The sequence below is a fragment of the Bauldia sp. genome, assembly GCF_965232525.1.
Classification (GTDB): domain Bacteria; phylum Pseudomonadota; class Alphaproteobacteria; order Rhizobiales; family Kaistiaceae; genus Bauldia.
In genome coordinates this window covers 3911363-3927347 of record NZ_OZ246980.1, presented here as the reverse complement: position 1 = coordinate 3927347, position 15985 = coordinate 3911363, and the positions used below count along the sequence as shown (strand labels likewise).

The following is a 15985-nucleotide window of genomic DNA, read 5'->3' as shown; positions in this document are numbered from 1 at the left end:
TTCGTATCGAGTGGCCTCAATCCGATACCCACCCGTTGGATGGTCTCGTTGACGTGATCATGCCAGCACCTGGTGGTCTGGGCAATGTACGTTGATATCTCCTAGACGTCTCATTGTCGGTTCAACCTCGGTCCAATCCCGCAAATGACCGGACTGAACACACTAGTGGTTCGACTCCGACATTTGCTACCCCTTGCAACACCCGCTCAGGCAAATGTCGGAGTCATAAGAACCACTAGCAAGTCTATGTTTCTAGTGGAACTTTTGAATTCGACATTTGAGCGAGAGCTTGGCCGCACATGGGACTCAAATGTCAAATTCGTTCCACTAGTTCGGGGCCGCGACGATGGCGTCGAGGATGCGGCTTCCCAGCGCCGGCAAGTCGGTGGTCGGACCGAGCGTAGCGTCGGCACCGGGGACCTCGGCATCGCCGGCCACAACCACGAAGGCGGCGCCGGCGTCTCTGAGGGCCGTGACCGTCGCGGCGATGTCCACGGCATCGTTGCCGGCGATGATGGCTGCCGCCTTTGCTCCCGATTGCGCGAAGCGGGCGATCAGTTCTTGTGTGCCGTCGACCCTGCCTTCGTCGAGGACGGTCAAACCAAAGGTGGCGAGGGCATCGGAGGTTGGTCCGGTGTCAGCGCCGTCGAGCGCCGCCACGAACACGGCCGGCCGGACGCCGGTCTCGGCCATCGTGGCGGCGCGGTCGCACAGCCGCTCGAACGGCTCGGCGAGGCGCTCCGGATGGAGCGTGCGCGCGCCCGTATTGGCCTCCGATGGTGCGTCAACCGGCGGGGGTAGCGGGACCGTGCGGTCGACATGGGTGTTAACGCCGACGATCTCGATCTCGCGGCGGGCGACGCGGTCGCGGCGCTGCGCCGCCATCTCGGCGATGCGTTTCTGGACCGCGCCGGCTTCGATCGAGGCGAGCAGACCGCCTTCGGTCTCCAGTTGCTGAAACGCGGTCCAGGCAGCGGAGGCGATCTCGTCGGTAAGGGCTTCGACCGCGCCCGACCCGGCGCCGGGATCGGCGACACGGTTGAGGGCGGCTTCGTCGCGCGCCACGGTCTGCAGGTTGCGGGCCATGCGGTCGGCAAACGGCGATGCGCGCAAGTCGTAGGGCAGCGTAGTGATGCTGGCCGCGCCGCCGGCTGCCGCGGCCAGTGTCGCGGTGGTCATGCGCAAGAGGTTCAGATACGGGTCGCGGCGGCACATCATCCGCCAACCGGTCTCGGCGTGGATCGATATGGCGTCCACCGGCAATGCCAGGACTTCGGCAAGCCGCGCCAACAGCAGGCGCGCGGCACGGAACTTGGCGATTGTGACGAACTGATCGCAATCGGCGGCGAGCATGACGCCGAGCTGGTGGGCTATTTTCTCGAGATCAGCGCCGCGGGACTCCGCGTGGCGGAGATAGGCCACGACCGAACCGAGGACCGCGGCGAATTCCTGGGCTTCCGATGCACCGGCGTTGTGCCACGGCCGTCCGTCGGCGACGATCGTAAAGCCAAATGCCTCATGGGCGGTGATCGCGGTGCTCACCTTCAGGAACGCGTCGAAGGCCTCGGTTGGCGCCATTCGGGGCGCGTCACCAATCGCAACAGCCGTGACCGGATCATGGACGACGGAAACGATATTCTGAAGTTGACCTGAATCCACGAGGATCGCCGACAGGTCGTTGTCGACCGCGGGGACGACAGATGTATCGATCCGGATGTCGAAGGTCTCGAATGGCAAACGCCGCAAAAAGGCCGGCCAGTCGTCGGGCACTGACACCAGGGTCACCCCCCGCGCGCCGCCGCTGATCGCGATCGCGATGGCAGCGGCGTCCGGGTCAGTGGCGTCGATCCGCTGATAGACGGACCAGGCGTTGCTCCGCAGACCCGACGTCGCGGTCGCGGCCGGATAGATCGGGCCGAGGGAAAGCCCGTCGTCGGTGCGGGCAATCAGGTCGGCGGGGTCGACGCCCTTGGTCCGCGCGGCGAGCGCCTTCGCGGCCGCGATCAGGTCCGTGGGGATGTCTTTGGTGATGGTCATCCGTCCTGGTTGAGCCCGAGCTCTTTCTGACGTTTTTTCGTCAGGCCGAGAGAGACGATCCGGTGGGATTCGCGCAAGTAATCGCGGAGCGCATCGTCGTCTAGGCCGGGCTCGCGATAGTTCTGGATCCAGGTCATGCCGCGTGAGGCGAGATACGGTGCGGGCCGCAGGCCCTCCTGTTCCTTCAGGATCTCGTAGGTGAGCTTGGAGACCTTAAAGGTGACCGCGCGACCATCGTCGCTCCAGCCGCAGATGGCGAAAACCTTGCCGCCGACCTTCCAGACATCGGCATTGCCCCATTGGACCACGTGGCTGGTGGCGGGAAGGGTGCCACAGAAGGCGTTGAAATCCTCAGGCGTCATGGGAGTCCCGGCAGTTGGTCTGCCGCGTCTTATAGGCGGCGGGCCGCCGGACGGGCAAACGGAGGCTCAGACGAACGGTCCGAGGCCGGGGATCGACGACACGACGGCATCGACGGCTTCGTCGCCGGCCTGGCCGCGGGCGAATGTGCCAAAACTTCGGGCCGCGGTCTGGATCTGCTCGGTGCCGAGGCCGGCGGCGCTCAGGTCGCTGAACGCGCCGAGGAGGCCCGGGCTGCTGCCCGCCGCGTTCGCCGCCATCGCTTCCCGCGCGCCGGGCAGTGCGTCGATCAGCGCCCGCGTCTGGTCGGCCGGGCCGGCGCTTTCCAGGAATTTGAGGATCACGACCGCCACGGTGCGAGCGGTGTCGGTGTCGAGCCCGCAATCGGTCGCGATGGCGGCAACGAGGTCATCCATGGGCGGTGCTCCTGATCCCGTGAACACGAGCGTACCGGAGGTGCCGCGCTCGGACCAGCGGTGTTGACCCCACCCACCACCCTGCGGGCGGTCCCCCCTCCCCGGCGCGGGGAGGGATGGCGGTATCGACGTCATGTCTCGCCGATACCGGTATTGTGTCGTCGCAGCGATGTCGTGCGTTCGTTGCATCTGGCTGTGACTTCTTGAGGCTCGGCTCATTTTGTCGCCGGCGTGGCAACCGCGAGTCCCTCCCCGGCGCGGGGAGGGTGGCCGGCGCGGAAGCGCCGGACGGGTGGGGTTCGGTGAAGAAACTGGTGGGGTTGAAGACCAACAGAAGCTGTTTGTCTTTCGCGGATTCCCCACCCACCACCCTGCGGGCGGTGCCTCCTGTGATGCGTCGGAACGATACTAACCCTCCTCATGCTGAGGAGCCGCCGAAAGGCGGCCTCGAAGCACGCGGGTCCGATCGACTCCGACAGGGAGAAAGCGTCACGAGAATTCTGCTAACGGCAGACGAGCGGCGGGCAAACTCGCTCCACGTCGTCCTCTGGCTTGACCAGAGGACCCATCGAAACCGCCGCTCCGGTGATGATCGCGATGCGGGCTTTGACGCTTCATGGCCCGGCCGTGTGCCGGTGATACCGGGTCCTCTGGTCAAGCCAGAGGACGACCGGTGACGAGATCCCGCTGTCGTGCGCGAACACCAAACCAAACTTCCGCAGGGGGAGAGGGGTGGTGCGTGCGGTCAGCACCTACGCAGAGGAGTTCCGCAGGGTGGGGAGACAGCCGCGTCACACGGTCCGCGCATTCGGAGCGGTTTTCGGATATCGAAGGACGACAACGGCCGCCTGACAGGAGACAACCGGTGACCATGCTCGACGACGTTCTGTCCCATATCGACGCCAATCTGCCGGCGAGCCTCGACCGGCTGTTCCATCTCCTCAGGATCGAGAGCATCTCGACCGACCCGGCCTATCGCGAGCAGGTGCGAGCGGCGGCCGATTGGTTGTCGGGGGAGCTCGACGGGATCGGGTTCGCCGCGTCGGTGCGGCCGACGACCGGGCACCCGATGGTGGTCGCCCACGATCCGGACGATGCCGGCGGGCCGCATGTCCTGTTCTACGGCCACTACGACGTGCAGCCGGTCGATCCGCTCGACGAATGGGATTCGCCACCGTTCGAACCACGGATCGAAACCGTCGACGGTCACGAACAGATCGTTGCCCGGGGCGCCTCCGACGACAAGGGGCAGCTGATGACCTTCGTCGAGGCCTGCCGGGCGTGGAAGGCGGTGACCGGGTCCCTGCCGATCAGGGTCTCGGTGCTGTTCGAAGGCGAGGAAGAATCCGGCAGCCCGAGTCTCAAGCCGTTCCTCGAAGCCAATGCCGAGGACCTGCGCGCCGACCTGGCGCTGGTCTGCGACACCGACATGTGGGACCGGCAGCGGCCGGCGATCACGGTGATGCTGCGCGGCCTGGTCGGCGAGGAGATCACCATCACTGCCGCGGACCGGGACCTGCACTCGGGCCTCTATGGCGGTGCCGCCCGCAATCCGATCCACGTACTCGCCGATATCATCGCGCGACTTCGCGACGCCGACGGCCGGGTGACGGTCCCCGGTTTCTATGACGGGGTCGACGACCTGCCGGCCGACGTCAAGGCGCTGTGGGATTCGCTCGGCTTCGACTCGGACGCCTTTCTCGGGGACGTGGGACTGTCGCTGCCCGCCGGCGAGACCGGGCGCTCCGTGCTAGAGCAGATCTGGGCGCGGCCGACCTGTGAGGTCAACGGTATCACCGGCGGCTACACCGGCGAGGGGTTCAAGACCGTGATCCCGGCCAAGGCGTCGGCGAAGATCTCGTTTCGGCTGGTCGGTGGGCAGGACCCGGACCAGATTCGGCGGAATTTTCGCGATTTCGTCGAGGGGCATTTGCCCGCGGACTGCAGCGTCACCTTCGCCGAACATGGCGGGGCGCAGGCGCTGCGGCTGCCGTTCACCGGCGACGCGCTGTCGCGGGCGCGGGCGGCGCTCACCGACGAGTGGGGGATGGAGCCGGCGCTGGTCGGCTCCGGCGGGTCGATTCCCGTGGTCGGCGAACTCAAGCAGGCGCTCGGGATCGATTCGCTAATGATCGGCTTCGCCCTCGACGACGACCGGATTCATTCACCGAACGAGAAGTACGACGTGTCGAGCTTCCGGGGCGGAATCCGCTCGTGGGCACGGGTGCTGGCTGCACTGGCGACCTGAACGCGAAAGCGGCGCGGCTTGCGCCGCGCCGCTCGCGTCACATGATCATGGAGGTCAGTTGACGCGGTAATCCTCGTGGCAGGCGCCGCAAGTCGCGCCGAGCGCCTGGAACGCAGCGCCGAAGGCTTCGGGGCCGTCCGCCGCGGCGGCAGCGGCCGCTTCGGCGGCCACAACGGTGGCCTGCGAGGCGGCGGCGAATCCTTCCGGATCGCTCCAGATGGTGTCGCGCGCCTTGGTGTCGCCGGTCTCCGTCCCCTCCGGGAAAAAGTCAGCGAACACGGCGTTGGACCCCGCGATCGACGAAGCGGCGGCGGCCGCCACGGTTGCATCGAAGGGAATCTGGCCCTGAAGCATCATGCCCGAGACCTTGGCCGCCTGGCCGTTGGTCTTCATGATCTGCTTGCGCAGATCGATTATGTCCTGGTTCGCCATGGCGAAACCGGTCGCGCCGACAACGAAAGCAATCGCCGCCAATCCCATTTTCAGTTTCATCCCGTCCTCCGTCGATGGTGACACCAGCTAGAACACTTCAAAGCTGGAACCTATTCGATCCGCGCACCGCGAACGAAGGTGCCGATCGCGACCCTGTGCGTTCACTCGCGCTCCGGCCGTAGCCGCAGCACCGCGAAGGGAGAACGATAAACCGGCGACACCGGATATTGGAACTGGTCCAAATCAAACTTTTCGTGACCGGCGGCATCCGGCGGCGATGAGGCGATTTTTCCCTTCGTCCCGCCCAGGGGCGAAAACGGTTGCCGACTGTCGCCGGTTCGCCCTGCCGATCCTAGTTGTGGCAACCGCCGCGCATGCTTATCTTGCCGGCGGTTATCGCTGCACCCGTGATCGTGCCGGGCGACGGCAGGGTTGCGTCACCAACCAGAGAAAAAAGGAGCTTGTCATGGCGTTCGAACTGCCGCCCCTGCCTTACGATTACGAAGCCCTCCAGCCCTACATGTCCAAAGAGACGCTGGAGTATCACCACGACAAGCACCATCAGGCGTACGTCACCAACGGCAACAAACTGCTCGAAGGGTCGGGGCTGGAGGACAAGAGCCTCGAGGAGATCGTCAAGCTCAGCTATTCGAAGAATGCCGGCCTCTTCAACAACGCCGCCCAGCACTACAACCACATCCATTTCTGGAAATGGATGAAGCAGGGTGGCGGCGGCACCTCGGTTCCCGGCGCGCTGGCGACGGCCATCGACAGCGAACTCGGCGGGTTCGACAAGTTCCGGACCGATTTCCTGCAGGCCGGTGCCACACAGTTCGGCTCGGGCTGGTCCTGGCTTTCGGTCGCCGACGGCAAGCTGCAGGTCTCCAAGACGCCAAACGGCGAGAACCCGCTGGTCCATGGCGCGACGCCGATCCTCGGCTGCGACGTGTGGGAGCACTCCTATTACATCGACTATCGCAACGCCCGGCCGAAATATCTCGAAGCGTGGTTCGACAACCTCATCGACTGGGACTACGTGCTGGAGCTCTACGAGAGCGCGATGTCGAGCTGACGGCGATCGCTTCCAGAAGCCTGCATTGCTCACCGCGGCCTTATCCGAGGCCGCGGTGATTTTTCTTCCAGTACGCTTGGAGTGGACCCCGTGACCCATTCGCCCGAAAACCTCGATCAAAGGGTCGCGTTCGCCGTCGAGACGGCGCGCGGCGGGAAAGATCGGGCTACGCCACTTCAGGGCCCGCGACACGCTGACGATCGAATCCAAGGGGCACCAGGATCTGGTGTCGGAGGCCGACCGCGAGGTCGAACTCGTCATCCGGGCGGCGATCGCCGCCACTTATCCCGACGACGCGATCGTCGGCGAGGAGCATCCGCCGGTCGAAGGACAATCCGGTTTCGTCTGGGTGATCGATCCGATCGACGGAACGGCGAACTTCGTGGCGGGCATTCCGGCCTGGTGCGTTGCGATCGCGTGCGTGCGCGATGGCGTGTCGGTGGTCGGTGTGGTGCACGAGCCATCGGTCGGCGAGACGTTCCATGCCCGACGGGGCGGTGGAGCGTTCCTCAACGGCGAGCCGATCCGGGTGTCGTCGTCGCAATCGCTCGGCGAGGGAACGCTCGGGGTCGGGTCGTCGAACCGCGCCGAACAGCACCAGGTCGTCGGCCTGATCGACGCCCTTCTCTCCCAGGGTGGCGTGTTCTACCGGAACGCCTCGGGCGCCCTCATGCTGGCCTATGTCGCCGCCGGGCGTCTGATCGGCTACAGCGAACCGCACATGAATGCGTGGGACTGCCTGGCGAGCTTCTGTCTCGTCGAAGAGGCGGGCGGCAAGGTCGTCCCGCCTAATCCACGAACAGTGGTCGCCGACGGTACCGTTGCGATCGCCGGCGCGCCGGGGGTGTTCGAGGCGATCCGGTCGCTGTCCAACGCGGCGTTCGGCCGATAGCGGGCGCTCGCGCCCGAGCATTGTCAGCGGTCAGGGCCTGGATTTTGGCGGCGCTGGTGGCTCCGCGGACTCGGGCGGTTTGTCCGGGCTGACGTCGTCCGGTGCCGCGGTCGCGATTGACGGGGCTTCCTCCGGTGCGGCGTCCGCCCCACGCCGGCTTCGCCTGGCTCGCCGCCGTCTCCGCCAGACGATGCGGAGCGCACGAGCCTGTCGCCGGCCGCGATCGAGACCGCGGGTGACGGCGAGCCGGCCCCGGACGATCTCTTCGATCTCGGTGGCATAAACTTCGGCTAAAGCCTCGCGAAAGCTGGTGATTCCGTGGCTGGCGGTGATCTGGAAACGGCGCAGCGACACCATCCATAGCGGACTGACCAGCAGCGAGATGGCGATCACCGCGATGGCCAGGCGGTAGGTGTCGGCGTCGACGGCGCCGGCGGCGAGGCCGCTCGCGGCCAGCACGAACGAGAACTCGCCGATTTGCGACATGATCAGGCCGCCGGGGAACGCCTGCTCCCATGGTCGTCCGACCGCGCGGAGCAGCAGCACGTTGACAACGGTCTTGGCGACAAGCACCGCGAGCACGACGACAATCACCGTGCCGAGATTGGCAACCACATAGGTGAGATCGATCAGCAGGCCGATCGACAGGAAGAAGACGACGATCAGGAGGCTCTGGATCGGATGGGTGGCAGCGATCGCCTCGGCGCGCAGGTTCGAGCCGGCGATCACCAGGCCGGCGACGAAGGCGCCGAAGGCGGCCGACAGGCCGAATACGCTGGTGAGCGCCGCGGCCCCGAAGCAGAAGGCGACGCTCGCGACCGCCACCATGTCGATCCGTTCGCGGATACGCTCGGCGAAGGGGATCGGCAGCTTGCCGGGCCGCACCGAGAGGTAGCGAAGCAGGGCGACGATCAGGATCGCGGCGACCGCCAGCTTGATCACCAACGCGCCGACGTCGGTCTCGGCGCCGAACGAGCCAAGCAGCACCAGCATCGGCACCACCGCGATGTCCTGGGCGATGAGCACGCCAACGGTGATCCGGCCGGTGGCGGTGCGCAGCTGACCGATTTCCTCCAGCATCTGCATGGCGACGGCGGTCGAGGAAATCGCGAGGACGAAGGCGAGGGCGACGATCGCCTCGATCGCCCAGCCGAACACCAGGCCGAGGAGGACAGTGACCGCCAGGCTCGCGGCGATTTGCCCGCCGGCGACGATCGAGGCGATGCCGGCGACAGTGCGGAAGGCGCGGACCGACATCTCCATGCCGATCAGGAAGAGCAGCATGATCACGCCGAGCTCGGCGAGGATGGTGATCGATTCGGTGTTGGAGACGAGGCCGAGACCGGTCGGGCCGAGCACGATTCCGGCGAGGATGTAGCCGACGATCGGCGGCTGGCGGAAGCGCATCAGCAGGAAGCCGAGCAACGCGGCGATCGCCATCACGAAGGCGATGCCGGTCAGGTCGACGACGTGCTGCTCCAAGTCGGGCCTCCGACCTCAGGTCAGACCCTGTCTAGCACGACGGCGGTGATTCGGATTGGGGGATGTCTATGCGCCGGGCGCCTTGCCCACCACCAGCGGCATCAGGTGCTGGGTGAGCAGCACGTCCCAGCCCTGTTCGTGGCGGTCGCGGACGTAGGCATCGGCCGGGTCGAGCTGGGACCAGCCGGAGTGGACCAAATCGAGGCGGGTGGTGGCGGCGGTTCCGGTGAGCTCGATGGTGAGCAGGGTTTCGATCGGCGGCCGGTCGATCGCCCAGGTATAGGCGAGGCGAGCGCGGCCGTCGGCGGGCGGCACGCATTCGGTGACCGCGCACGCGATCGGCGCGCCGGAGCCGATGCCGGGCGGGCAATCCATGGTAAAGCGCCGGCCGGTCTCCGGCACGAAGGTGTTGGGCATCAACCACGCGGCGATCTTGTCGCGCTCGGTGAGGTAGGCCCACACCCGGTCGATGGGGGCGGCGATGGTGATGGTGCGGTGGATGGCGTCGGTGTCGGTCATTCGGTCGCCTCGTCTTTGCCTTCCGCCTCGACCAGCGCCTTCAGGGTGTCGAGCCGGTCGTCCCAGAACGCGGCGTAGCGGTTCAGCCAGTCGCGCACCTCGAGCAGACCGTGCGGGTCGAGGCTATGCATGCGCCGCCGGCCGCGCCGGGTGATCCGCACCAGCCGGTTGTCTTCGAGAATCTTCAGGTGGTTGGCGACCGCCGGCCGCGAGATGTCGAACTTGGCGGCAAGCTCGCCGGCCGATAGTTCGCCGGCCGCCAGATAATCGAGCATCGCCCGGCGGTGCGGGTCGGCAATCGCCGTGAACACCCCTTGCAGCCGATAGGTCAAGGCCCCTCCGATCGTCGCCGGACGGCTACTCGGTCAAGCCGCGGATCCTGTCCCAATAGAGCGTGTTCCAGTGGGTGTTGACGATCTGGCTGAGCGGACCGATTTCCTCCGAGCCGTCCGGGTTCGGTATGCGCACCTTGTAGTCGGGCACGTTGGCCTGCACCAGTTCGATCTGGGCGCCGGTCGGCGTGTCGCGGAACGTGAGCACCAGGGTCGAGTCGAGCGCGCCGCGCGGGCTGGCGGCGACGTCGTCGGGATTGACGGCGGAGACCCAACCGAAATTCCACCACGACATCACAACGGTGTGGGCGCCCGGTGCTTTCTGGACGTCGATGATCCGCGCATCAAGGCCGCACTGGTCGGGCGTGAAGCAGAAGGCGGCGAGGCGATCGCCGATCCCCGCGGTCTCGACAGGGTCGCCTCCGGTGTTGACGAAGCGGGCCGGCAAACCGGTGATCGCCGCGTGGCCGTCGGTCGACATGTACATGGCGAACAGGTCACCGGCGTCGGCGCCTGGGAAGTGGGCGGTCTGGGTGAGGGTCGCGGCGGAAGCGGCGGTGGCGCATACGGCGCAGGCGGCGGCCAGGACGGTGCGGAACATGGGTCTCTCCATTGGGGGCGGTCGACCTTCTATATGTCAGCTACAGATTACATGTCAATGATGATCCCGGCGAGGCGATAACTGCCCAACATCCACCGTTTTGCAGCGCTAGCCGGGAAGGGGGGCTTTAGTGGGCAGGTCCGGACCGATGAAGTCCGGCAAAGTGGAGGCGACGATGACAAACATTATTCAACAACCGGCACCTTACGACTTGGTCGGCAATCCGGTCCTGATCGGCGGGATCGGCCAGGGGTTCGAGGCAACCCTTCAGTACCGCGTCCATGACGGTCATGACGAGCGGACCGGCTTCTTCAATGTCGGCGGCGGCACCGGCGAGCACGGGCAGTTTCAACTCGCCGTCGACGTGACGGGTGCGGCGTTTCAGCTCGATCGGCTGTTCGTCGAGGTCTACGAAGAAAGCGCCAAGGACGGTTCGGAAATCAACAAGGTAACGGTCCCGGTGATCTTCGGTCCGCGGATCGTGCCGGACTACATCGGTTACCGGGAGCATGTGGTGCAGCCCGGCGACACCTTGTCGGCGATCGCCGCCGCCAATTATGGGGACTCGAGTGCTTTCACCAATATTTCACGCGCCAATCCGCTGATCATCAGCGATCCGAATCTGATCTTCCCCGGCCAAGTCCTCAAGATTCCGATCGGCGTCTGACGCGCCGATCCCAGCGACGATTTACCCCGCCGGCCGACTGGAAAAAGACGGCCGGCGATCCGACTTGTGTCAAACAGCGTGCGCTGCGGTGCGGTATACCCCGCCGCAGTGCACTATGCCTGGAGAGTCGGATGGGACCGCATCGCCTCGAAACGATCTTCAGTCCGCGGACGATTGCCGTTCTCGGCGCCAGCGAGAATCCCGAAAGGGTTGGGGGCCGGGTCTTCGCCAACCTCACCAATGGCGATTTCAAGGGCGAGGTCATCCCGGTTAACCCGAAATATGACGAAGTCCGCGGACGGCGCTGTTTCGACACGATCACGGAAGTCGAGGGACCGGTCGACCTGGCGGTGATCGCCACGCCGGCCAAGGTGGTTCCCGACATCATGGCCCAGTGCGGCGAGAAGCGGGTCGGCGGCGCGATCGTCCTCTCGGCTGGCTTCGGCGAACATGGCGAGGCCGGCAAGGCGCTCGCCGCGAGATTGCGCAACGCCGCACGCCGCGCCGAAATCCGCTTCATCGGCCCCAACTGCCTCGGCGTCATGCGGCCGGGGATCGGGCTGAACGCGACGTTCCTCGACGCTAGCGCGCCGCCCGGGCGGTTGGCGCTGGTCTCGCAGTCCGGCGCGTTGTGCACGGCGATCGTCGACTGGGCCGCGCCCCACCATCTCGGCTTCTCGACCATCGTGTCACTCGGCAACGCACTCGATACCGACTTCGGCGACATTCTCGACTACCTCGCCACGGACCCAGAGTCGGATGCGATCCTGCTCTATGTCGAGGGGGTCAAGGACGCCCGCGCCTTCATGAGCGGCCTCAGGATCGCGGCGCGGTCGAAACCGGTGATCGTGCTCAAGGCCGGCCGGCACGAGAGCGGCTCGAAGGCGGCGGCGACCCATACCGGCGCCCTGATCGGCTCCGATGACGTGTTCGACGCGGCGCTGGAGCGGGCCGGTGTCGTCCGGGCGATGACCTTCGGGCAGCTCTTCGCGGCGGCGGAGATTCTCTCCCACAACCGGCGGGTCAAGGGAAATCGCCTGGCGATTCTAACCAATGGCGGTGGCGCGGGCGTGCTAGCCGCCGACCGGGTCGGCGACCTCGGGGTGCGACTCGCCGCGCTCGAACCGGAGACGCTGGCCAAGCTCGATGCGTTGCTGCCGCCGTTCTGGTCGCGCGGTAACCCGGTCGACGTCCTCGGCGATGCAGGACCCGACGTCTACGGCGCGGCGGTCACCGCGTGCCTGGAGGACAAGTCGGTCGACGGGCTGCTGGCGATGTTGACGCCGCAGGCGATGACCGAGCCGGAGGCGGCGGCGGACGCCCTGATCGCGGCGATGCAAGCGAACGAGAGCAAGCCGGTGCTCGCCTGCTTCATGGGTGAGACCCGGGTGGCGGACGCGCGGGTGCGGATGTCGCAAGAGGGCATCCCCGACTTCACCACGCCGGAGCGGGCGGTCGAGGCGTTCTCCTATCTCGCTCAGTTCCGCCGCAACCAGGAACTGCTCCTGCAGACGCCGGGCCCCTTCTCCGACGACCGCAAGCTTCCCGATGTCGAAGGGGCGCGGCTCGTGGTCGAGGCGGTGCTCGCCGACGGGCGGACGATGCTGTCGGATACCGAATCGAAGGCGATTCTCAGCGCCTTCCACATCCGCTCCAACCCGACCCGTCAGGCGCACTCGGCGGCTGAAGCCCTGGTGGCGGCCGAGACGCTCGGCTTTCCGGTCGCGATGAAAATCTGGTCGCCGGATATCTCGCACAAATCCGATGTCGACGGCGTGCGGCTCAACATCACGTCGGCCGCCGAAATCCGTCCAACCTATGACGCGCTGATGCGCGATGTGGCGGCGGCGCGGCCGGAAGCGACGATCCGCGGCGTGACGGTGGAGGCGATGGTCAAGTCGCCACACGCACGATCGCTGCTCGTCGGCGTCAAGAACGATCCGGTGTTCGGACCGGTGATCTCGTTTGGCGCCGGCGGCACGATGACCGAACTCCTGCGCGACAGCGCTGTTGCCCTGCCGCCGCTCAATCATCTGCTCGCCCGCCGATTGATCACGCGGACCCGGATCTCGAAGGCGCTCGACGCCTTCCGCAATCTCAAGGCCGTCAACCGCGAGGTCCTGGAAGACGTGCTCCTGCGGATATCGGAACTGGTCTGCGAGTTGCCGCACATCGACGAAATGGACATCAACCCGTTGTTCGTCGATCCGGACGGGGCGATCGCCATCGACGCGCGGATCAGCGTCCGGCGGCCGGTCACGACGCCCGAGCCTTATGCGCACATGGCGATCCATCCCTATCCGACGCAACTCACCGGGACGAGCCTGCTGCCCGACGGGACCGAGCTGACCATCCGCCCCATCCGGCCGGAAGACGCCGAGATCGAGCAGGCGTTCGTTCGCGACCTGTCAGCGGAGGCGAAGTACTTCCGTTTCATGCAGAGCATCGACGAATTGACGCCGGAGATGCTCGTCCGCTTCACCCAGATCGACTACAGCCGCGAAATGGCGCTGATCGCGGTGATCCGCGACGGCGGCAAGGACCGCCAGGTCGGCGTCGCCCGCTACACCATCAACCCGGACGGCAGGTCATGCGAATTCGCGATTGTCGTCGACGATCGCCGGCAGAAGCAGGGGATCGGCTCGCGGCTGATGAAAGGGCTGATGGAGGCGGCGCGGAGCAACGGCCTGCGCTCAATCGAGGGCGGCGTGCTCGCCGAGAACCACAGCATGCTGGAGCTGATGGATACGCTCGGCTTCTCGGTGCGCCCGGCGCCAGGCGACGCGAGCCTGCGGCTGGTCGAGCGCTGGTTGTAGCCGTGAAGCCCGAGACGCCGCCCGACGCGGTTCACACGGCGGGCAGCGTTGTTCGGCGAGGCGTCAGAAGACGAAGAAGTCGCCCGCGTCGAGATCGGTGCCGGGGGTGACCTTGGCGATCAGCACCTTTTTCGTTGGGCCGATGCCATCGTCGTCGTGCCAGATTTTACCGTTGGACTCTTTGTAGACGATCCGGTGGTCGGCTGTGGTGGCCTTCGACCCTTCCACGAACGCGGTCGGGGACAGCGGGACGCCGGTCGGACCAACGTTGAACACGGCATCGTCGAGCGCGATCTGCTCGCCGGCCTGGAAGTCGACGATCTTGTCGACCCCTTTCCCGGGCGCCGCAGTGAAGACGTATTTGTCGATGCCACGACCGCCGTCGAGCTTGTCGCGGCCTGCGCCGCCGTCGAGGATATCGGCGCCGTTGCCGCCCTTGATGTTGTCGTCGCCTTTTTGGCCGAGAAGCGCGTCATCACCTTTCTTACCCTTGATGACATCGGCGCCCTTGTGGCCGGATAAGACGTCTCCTTCCGTCGATCCGATGAGTTCGTCGTTGCCTTTGAAAATCCTGGCGACCAGTTGGCCGACGTTCTCGAAAGAGAGCACATCACTAATTTTCAGATTCATGTCGGACAAGCTGTACGCAAGCTTATCCGACACAAAGATTTCCACATCGGTGATCTTGCCACCGGTGGGGAAACCAGAGTCATAGGTGAAGCCGCTGCCTTCGACTTTCAGCTTGACGTCGCCGTCTTTCAAATTGAAGCTATCGGAGCGCGGATTTTTGAGATCCGGGCTGCCGATGAGAAGTTCAAGCTCTTTGAGATTGGTGAATGCGCTGGTTTCAGCGACGAGTTTGACCAATAGTTGTCTCCATAGTCGATCGTTTTACCGAATAATCGGTGATGACGCGAAAGCGTTGCTATAACGATGGAAATTGCACTGGTCGGTCGCGTTTACAAGTGAAGTTTTTCTGAAAAACCTTAAGTCCGCGATACAAAACTCGTCGGCAAGTGGCTCACGGGCCAGACCGCGATCGTAGTCGACGAGCGCGGGGGCAGACGCCGGTCGTCCCGTTGCGTTCGGCGCCCGGCGACGCGAGCCTCCGGCTGGTGGAGCGGTGGTTATGATCGAAGAGTTGGCGGCGCTACCCGGCGCTCGTACGCAACGGGTAGCGCGACCAGGAACGGCGTCAGATGACGAAGAAGTTGTCGGCGTCGAGGTTGGTGCCGGGTGTCACCTTGGCAAGGAGAACCTTGGCGTTGGCTCCATCACCATCGTCGTCGTACCAGATTTTTCCCTTTGATTCCAAAGCGACGATCCGGTGGTTGGCGTTGGTGGCCTCCGACCCTTCGACGAAAAGCGACGGGTCCAAGGTCGCGCCGGCGGCGCCGACATCGAAAACGTTGTTGTCGAGAAGAATCCGCTCGCCCGCTTCAAAGTCGAGGATCCTGTCCCCTTTTCCGTCCGCGGCGGTGGTGAAGGCAAAGCTGTCCTTGCCTTTGCCGCCCTCGAGCGTGTCCTTGTTCTCGCCGCCGTCAAGGACGTCCTTGCCGTTGCCACCCTTCAGGGTGTCCTTGCCCTTCTGGCCGCCGAGGGTGTCGCCGCCCTTGTTCCCCTTGATGACGTCGTCACCGTTGAAGCCGAGAAGGGTATCCTTCTTGTCCGAGCCGATCAGCCGGTCGTCGCCCTTGAGAATCGAGGCCAGCGCGTCCTCGACGCTGCCGAAGGATCCCAGATCGCTGATCTTCAGATTCAGTTTCTTCAGGGTGTAGGCGAGCTTGCCCGACTGGAAGGCTTCGATCTTCTCGATCTTGCCGGAAACCGGGATACCGCCGATATAGTCGAAGCCGCTACCTTCGATCTCGAGTTTCAGGTCGCCGTCCTTCAACGTGAAGCTGTCCTTCTTTTTATTCTTTATCTTCGGGTTGCCTATCAGGAGTTCGAGCTCCTCGAGGCTTTCCAGGTTCACGCCTTTCTTCGCGACAAATTTGACCATTGGTTCTCTCCGTATCCGTGTCGTTGCGTTGCGTCGTGCGATAAATTGGGTTGCGCCGGTCGCCGTTCAGCGCCGATGCGATGGCGCCTAGTGATAAAGGATTGAGGCC

15 protein-coding genes are annotated in these 15985 nt (G+C 65.2%); 5 read left to right on the top strand and 10 right to left on the bottom strand.

Going from position 1 to position 15985, the window contains the following annotated elements; all coding sequences use genetic code 11:
- Positions 1–327: 327 nt before the first annotated feature.
- The 3 genes from ACO076_RS18645 to ACO076_RS18635 all read right to left on the bottom strand — a co-directional run bounded on the left by ACO076_RS18645 (position 328) and on the right by ACO076_RS18635 (position 2813).
- A complete protein-coding gene (locus ACO076_RS18645; protein ID WP_421724316.1) occupies positions 328–2037 on the bottom strand; it encodes a methylmalonyl-CoA mutase family protein in 1710 nt (569 codons plus the stop codon).
- Entirely contained in the window at positions 2034–2399 is a 366-nt protein-coding gene (locus tag ACO076_RS18640; protein ID WP_421724315.1) for an MmcQ/YjbR family DNA-binding protein, read from the bottom strand. Before ACO076_RS18640 ends, ACO076_RS18645 begins: the two co-directional genes overlap by 4 nt.
- 66 nt (positions 2400–2465) lie before the next feature.
- Positions 2466–2813, bottom strand: a complete 348-nt coding sequence (locus ACO076_RS18635; RefSeq protein WP_421724314.1) for a DUF2267 domain-containing protein — start codon at positions 2811–2813, stop codon at positions 2466–2468.
- Positions 2814–3678: 865 nt separating this feature from the next.
- On the opposite strand from ACO076_RS18635, the gene ACO076_RS18630 reads away from it, so the two are divergent.
- Positions 3679–5061 (top strand): M20/M25/M40 family metallo-hydrolase, encoded by a 1383-nt coding sequence (locus tag ACO076_RS18630; protein WP_421724313.1) that lies wholly within the window; start codon positions 3679–3681, stop codon positions 5059–5061.
- Positions 5062–5115: 54 nt separating this feature from the next.
- Here the strand turns inward: ACO076_RS18630 and ACO076_RS18625 are convergent, their stop codons facing one another.
- Positions 5116–5553 carry a c-type cytochrome gene (locus ACO076_RS18625; RefSeq protein ID WP_421724312.1) on the bottom strand — a complete coding sequence of 146 codons (438 nt, stop codon included), beginning with the start codon at positions 5551–5553 and terminating at the stop codon, positions 5116–5118.
- A gap of 406 nt (positions 5554–5959) precedes the next feature.
- Between ACO076_RS18625 and ACO076_RS18620 the strand changes: the two genes are divergently transcribed.
- On the top strand, positions 5960–6565 hold the full coding sequence (locus ACO076_RS18620; protein WP_421724311.1) for a superoxide dismutase: 606 nt from the start codon (positions 5960–5962) through the stop codon (positions 6563–6565).
- A 97-nt stretch (positions 6566–6662) separates the two neighbouring features.
- Positions 6663–7457 carry an inositol monophosphatase family protein gene (locus ACO076_RS18615; protein WP_421726774.1) on the top strand — a complete coding sequence of 265 codons (795 nt, stop codon included), beginning with the start codon at positions 6663–6665 and terminating at the stop codon, positions 7455–7457.
- A gap of 30 nt (positions 7458–7487) precedes the next feature.
- Here the strand turns inward: ACO076_RS18615 and ACO076_RS18610 are convergent, their stop codons facing one another.
- From ACO076_RS18610 to ACO076_RS18595, 4 genes are all read right to left on the bottom strand, one after another.
- Positions 7488–8939: a cation:proton antiporter gene (locus ACO076_RS18610; RefSeq protein ID WP_421724310.1), complete on the bottom strand. Its 1452-nt coding sequence runs from the start codon at positions 8937–8939 to the stop codon at positions 7488–7490.
- Between the two features lie 66 nt (positions 8940–9005).
- Entirely contained in the window at positions 9006–9458 is a 453-nt protein-coding gene (locus ACO076_RS18605; RefSeq protein WP_421724309.1) for an SRPBCC family protein, read from the bottom strand.
- A complete protein-coding gene (locus tag ACO076_RS18600; RefSeq protein WP_421724308.1) occupies positions 9455–9790 on the bottom strand; it encodes an ArsR/SmtB family transcription factor in 336 nt (111 codons plus the stop codon). Before ACO076_RS18600 ends, ACO076_RS18605 begins: the two co-directional genes overlap by 4 nt.
- Before the next feature lie 25 nt (positions 9791–9815).
- Positions 9816–10391, bottom strand: coding sequence for a hypothetical protein (locus ACO076_RS18595; RefSeq protein ID WP_421724307.1), 576 nt, complete (start codon positions 10389–10391; stop codon positions 9816–9818).
- 175 nt (positions 10392–10566) lie between these two features.
- Here ACO076_RS18595 and ACO076_RS18590 point away from each other — a divergent pair, with 175 nt between their 5' ends.
- Together ACO076_RS18590 and ACO076_RS18585 are read left to right on the top strand one after the other, a co-directional pair.
- Positions 10567–11058, top strand: a complete 492-nt coding sequence (locus tag ACO076_RS18590; protein WP_421724306.1) for a Gmad2 immunoglobulin-like domain-containing protein — start codon at positions 10567–10569, stop codon at positions 11056–11058.
- A 131-nt stretch (positions 11059–11189) separates the two neighbouring features.
- Positions 11190–13874: a GNAT family N-acetyltransferase gene (locus ACO076_RS18585; RefSeq protein ID WP_421724305.1), complete on the top strand. Its 2685-nt coding sequence runs from the start codon at positions 11190–11192 to the stop codon at positions 13872–13874.
- A 63-nt stretch (positions 13875–13937) separates the two neighbouring features.
- On the opposite strand, the gene ACO076_RS18580 is transcribed toward ACO076_RS18585, so the two are convergent.
- Together ACO076_RS18580 and ACO076_RS18575 are read right to left on the bottom strand one after the other, a co-directional pair.
- Entirely contained in the window at positions 13938–14741 is an 804-nt protein-coding gene (locus tag ACO076_RS18580) for a calcium-binding protein (RefSeq protein WP_421724304.1), read from the bottom strand.
- 328 nt (positions 14742–15069) lie between these two features.
- On the bottom strand, positions 15070–15876 hold the full coding sequence (locus ACO076_RS18575; RefSeq protein WP_421724303.1) for a calcium-binding protein: 807 nt from the start codon (positions 15874–15876) through the stop codon (positions 15070–15072).
- Positions 15877–15985: the final 109 nt, after the last annotated feature.

Coding starts and splice junctions, on each gene's coding strand:
- ACO076_RS18645 (WP_421724316.1), bottom strand. CDS start 2,037: ATGACCATCACCAAAGACATCCCCACGGACCTGATCGCGGCCGCGAAG.
- ACO076_RS18640 (WP_421724315.1), bottom strand. CDS start 2,399: ATGACGCCTGAGGATTTCAACGCCTTCTGTGGCACCCTTCCCGCCACC.
- ACO076_RS18635 (WP_421724314.1), bottom strand. CDS start 2,813: ATGGATGACCTCGTTGCCGCCATCGCGACCGATTGCGGGCTCGACACC.
- ACO076_RS18625 (WP_421724312.1), bottom strand. CDS start 5,553: ATGAAACTGAAAATGGGATTGGCGGCGATTGCTTTCGTTGTCGGCGCG.
- ACO076_RS18620 (WP_421724311.1), top strand. CDS start 5,960: ATGGCGTTCGAACTGCCGCCCCTGCCTTACGATTACGAAGCCCTCCAG.
- ACO076_RS18605 (WP_421724309.1), bottom strand. CDS start 9,458: ATGACCGACACCGACGCCATCCACCGCACCATCACCATCGCCGCCCCC.
- ACO076_RS18595 (WP_421724307.1), bottom strand. CDS start 10,391: ATGTTCCGCACCGTCCTGGCCGCCGCCTGCGCCGTATGCGCCACCGCC.
- ACO076_RS18590 (WP_421724306.1), top strand. CDS start 10,567: ATGACAAACATTATTCAACAACCGGCACCTTACGACTTGGTCGGCAAT.
- ACO076_RS18585 (WP_421724305.1), top strand. CDS start 11,190: ATGGGACCGCATCGCCTCGAAACGATCTTCAGTCCGCGGACGATTGCC.
- ACO076_RS18575 (WP_421724303.1), bottom strand. CDS start 15,876: ATGGTCAAATTTGTCGCGAAGAAAGGCGTGAACCTGGAAAGCCTCGAG.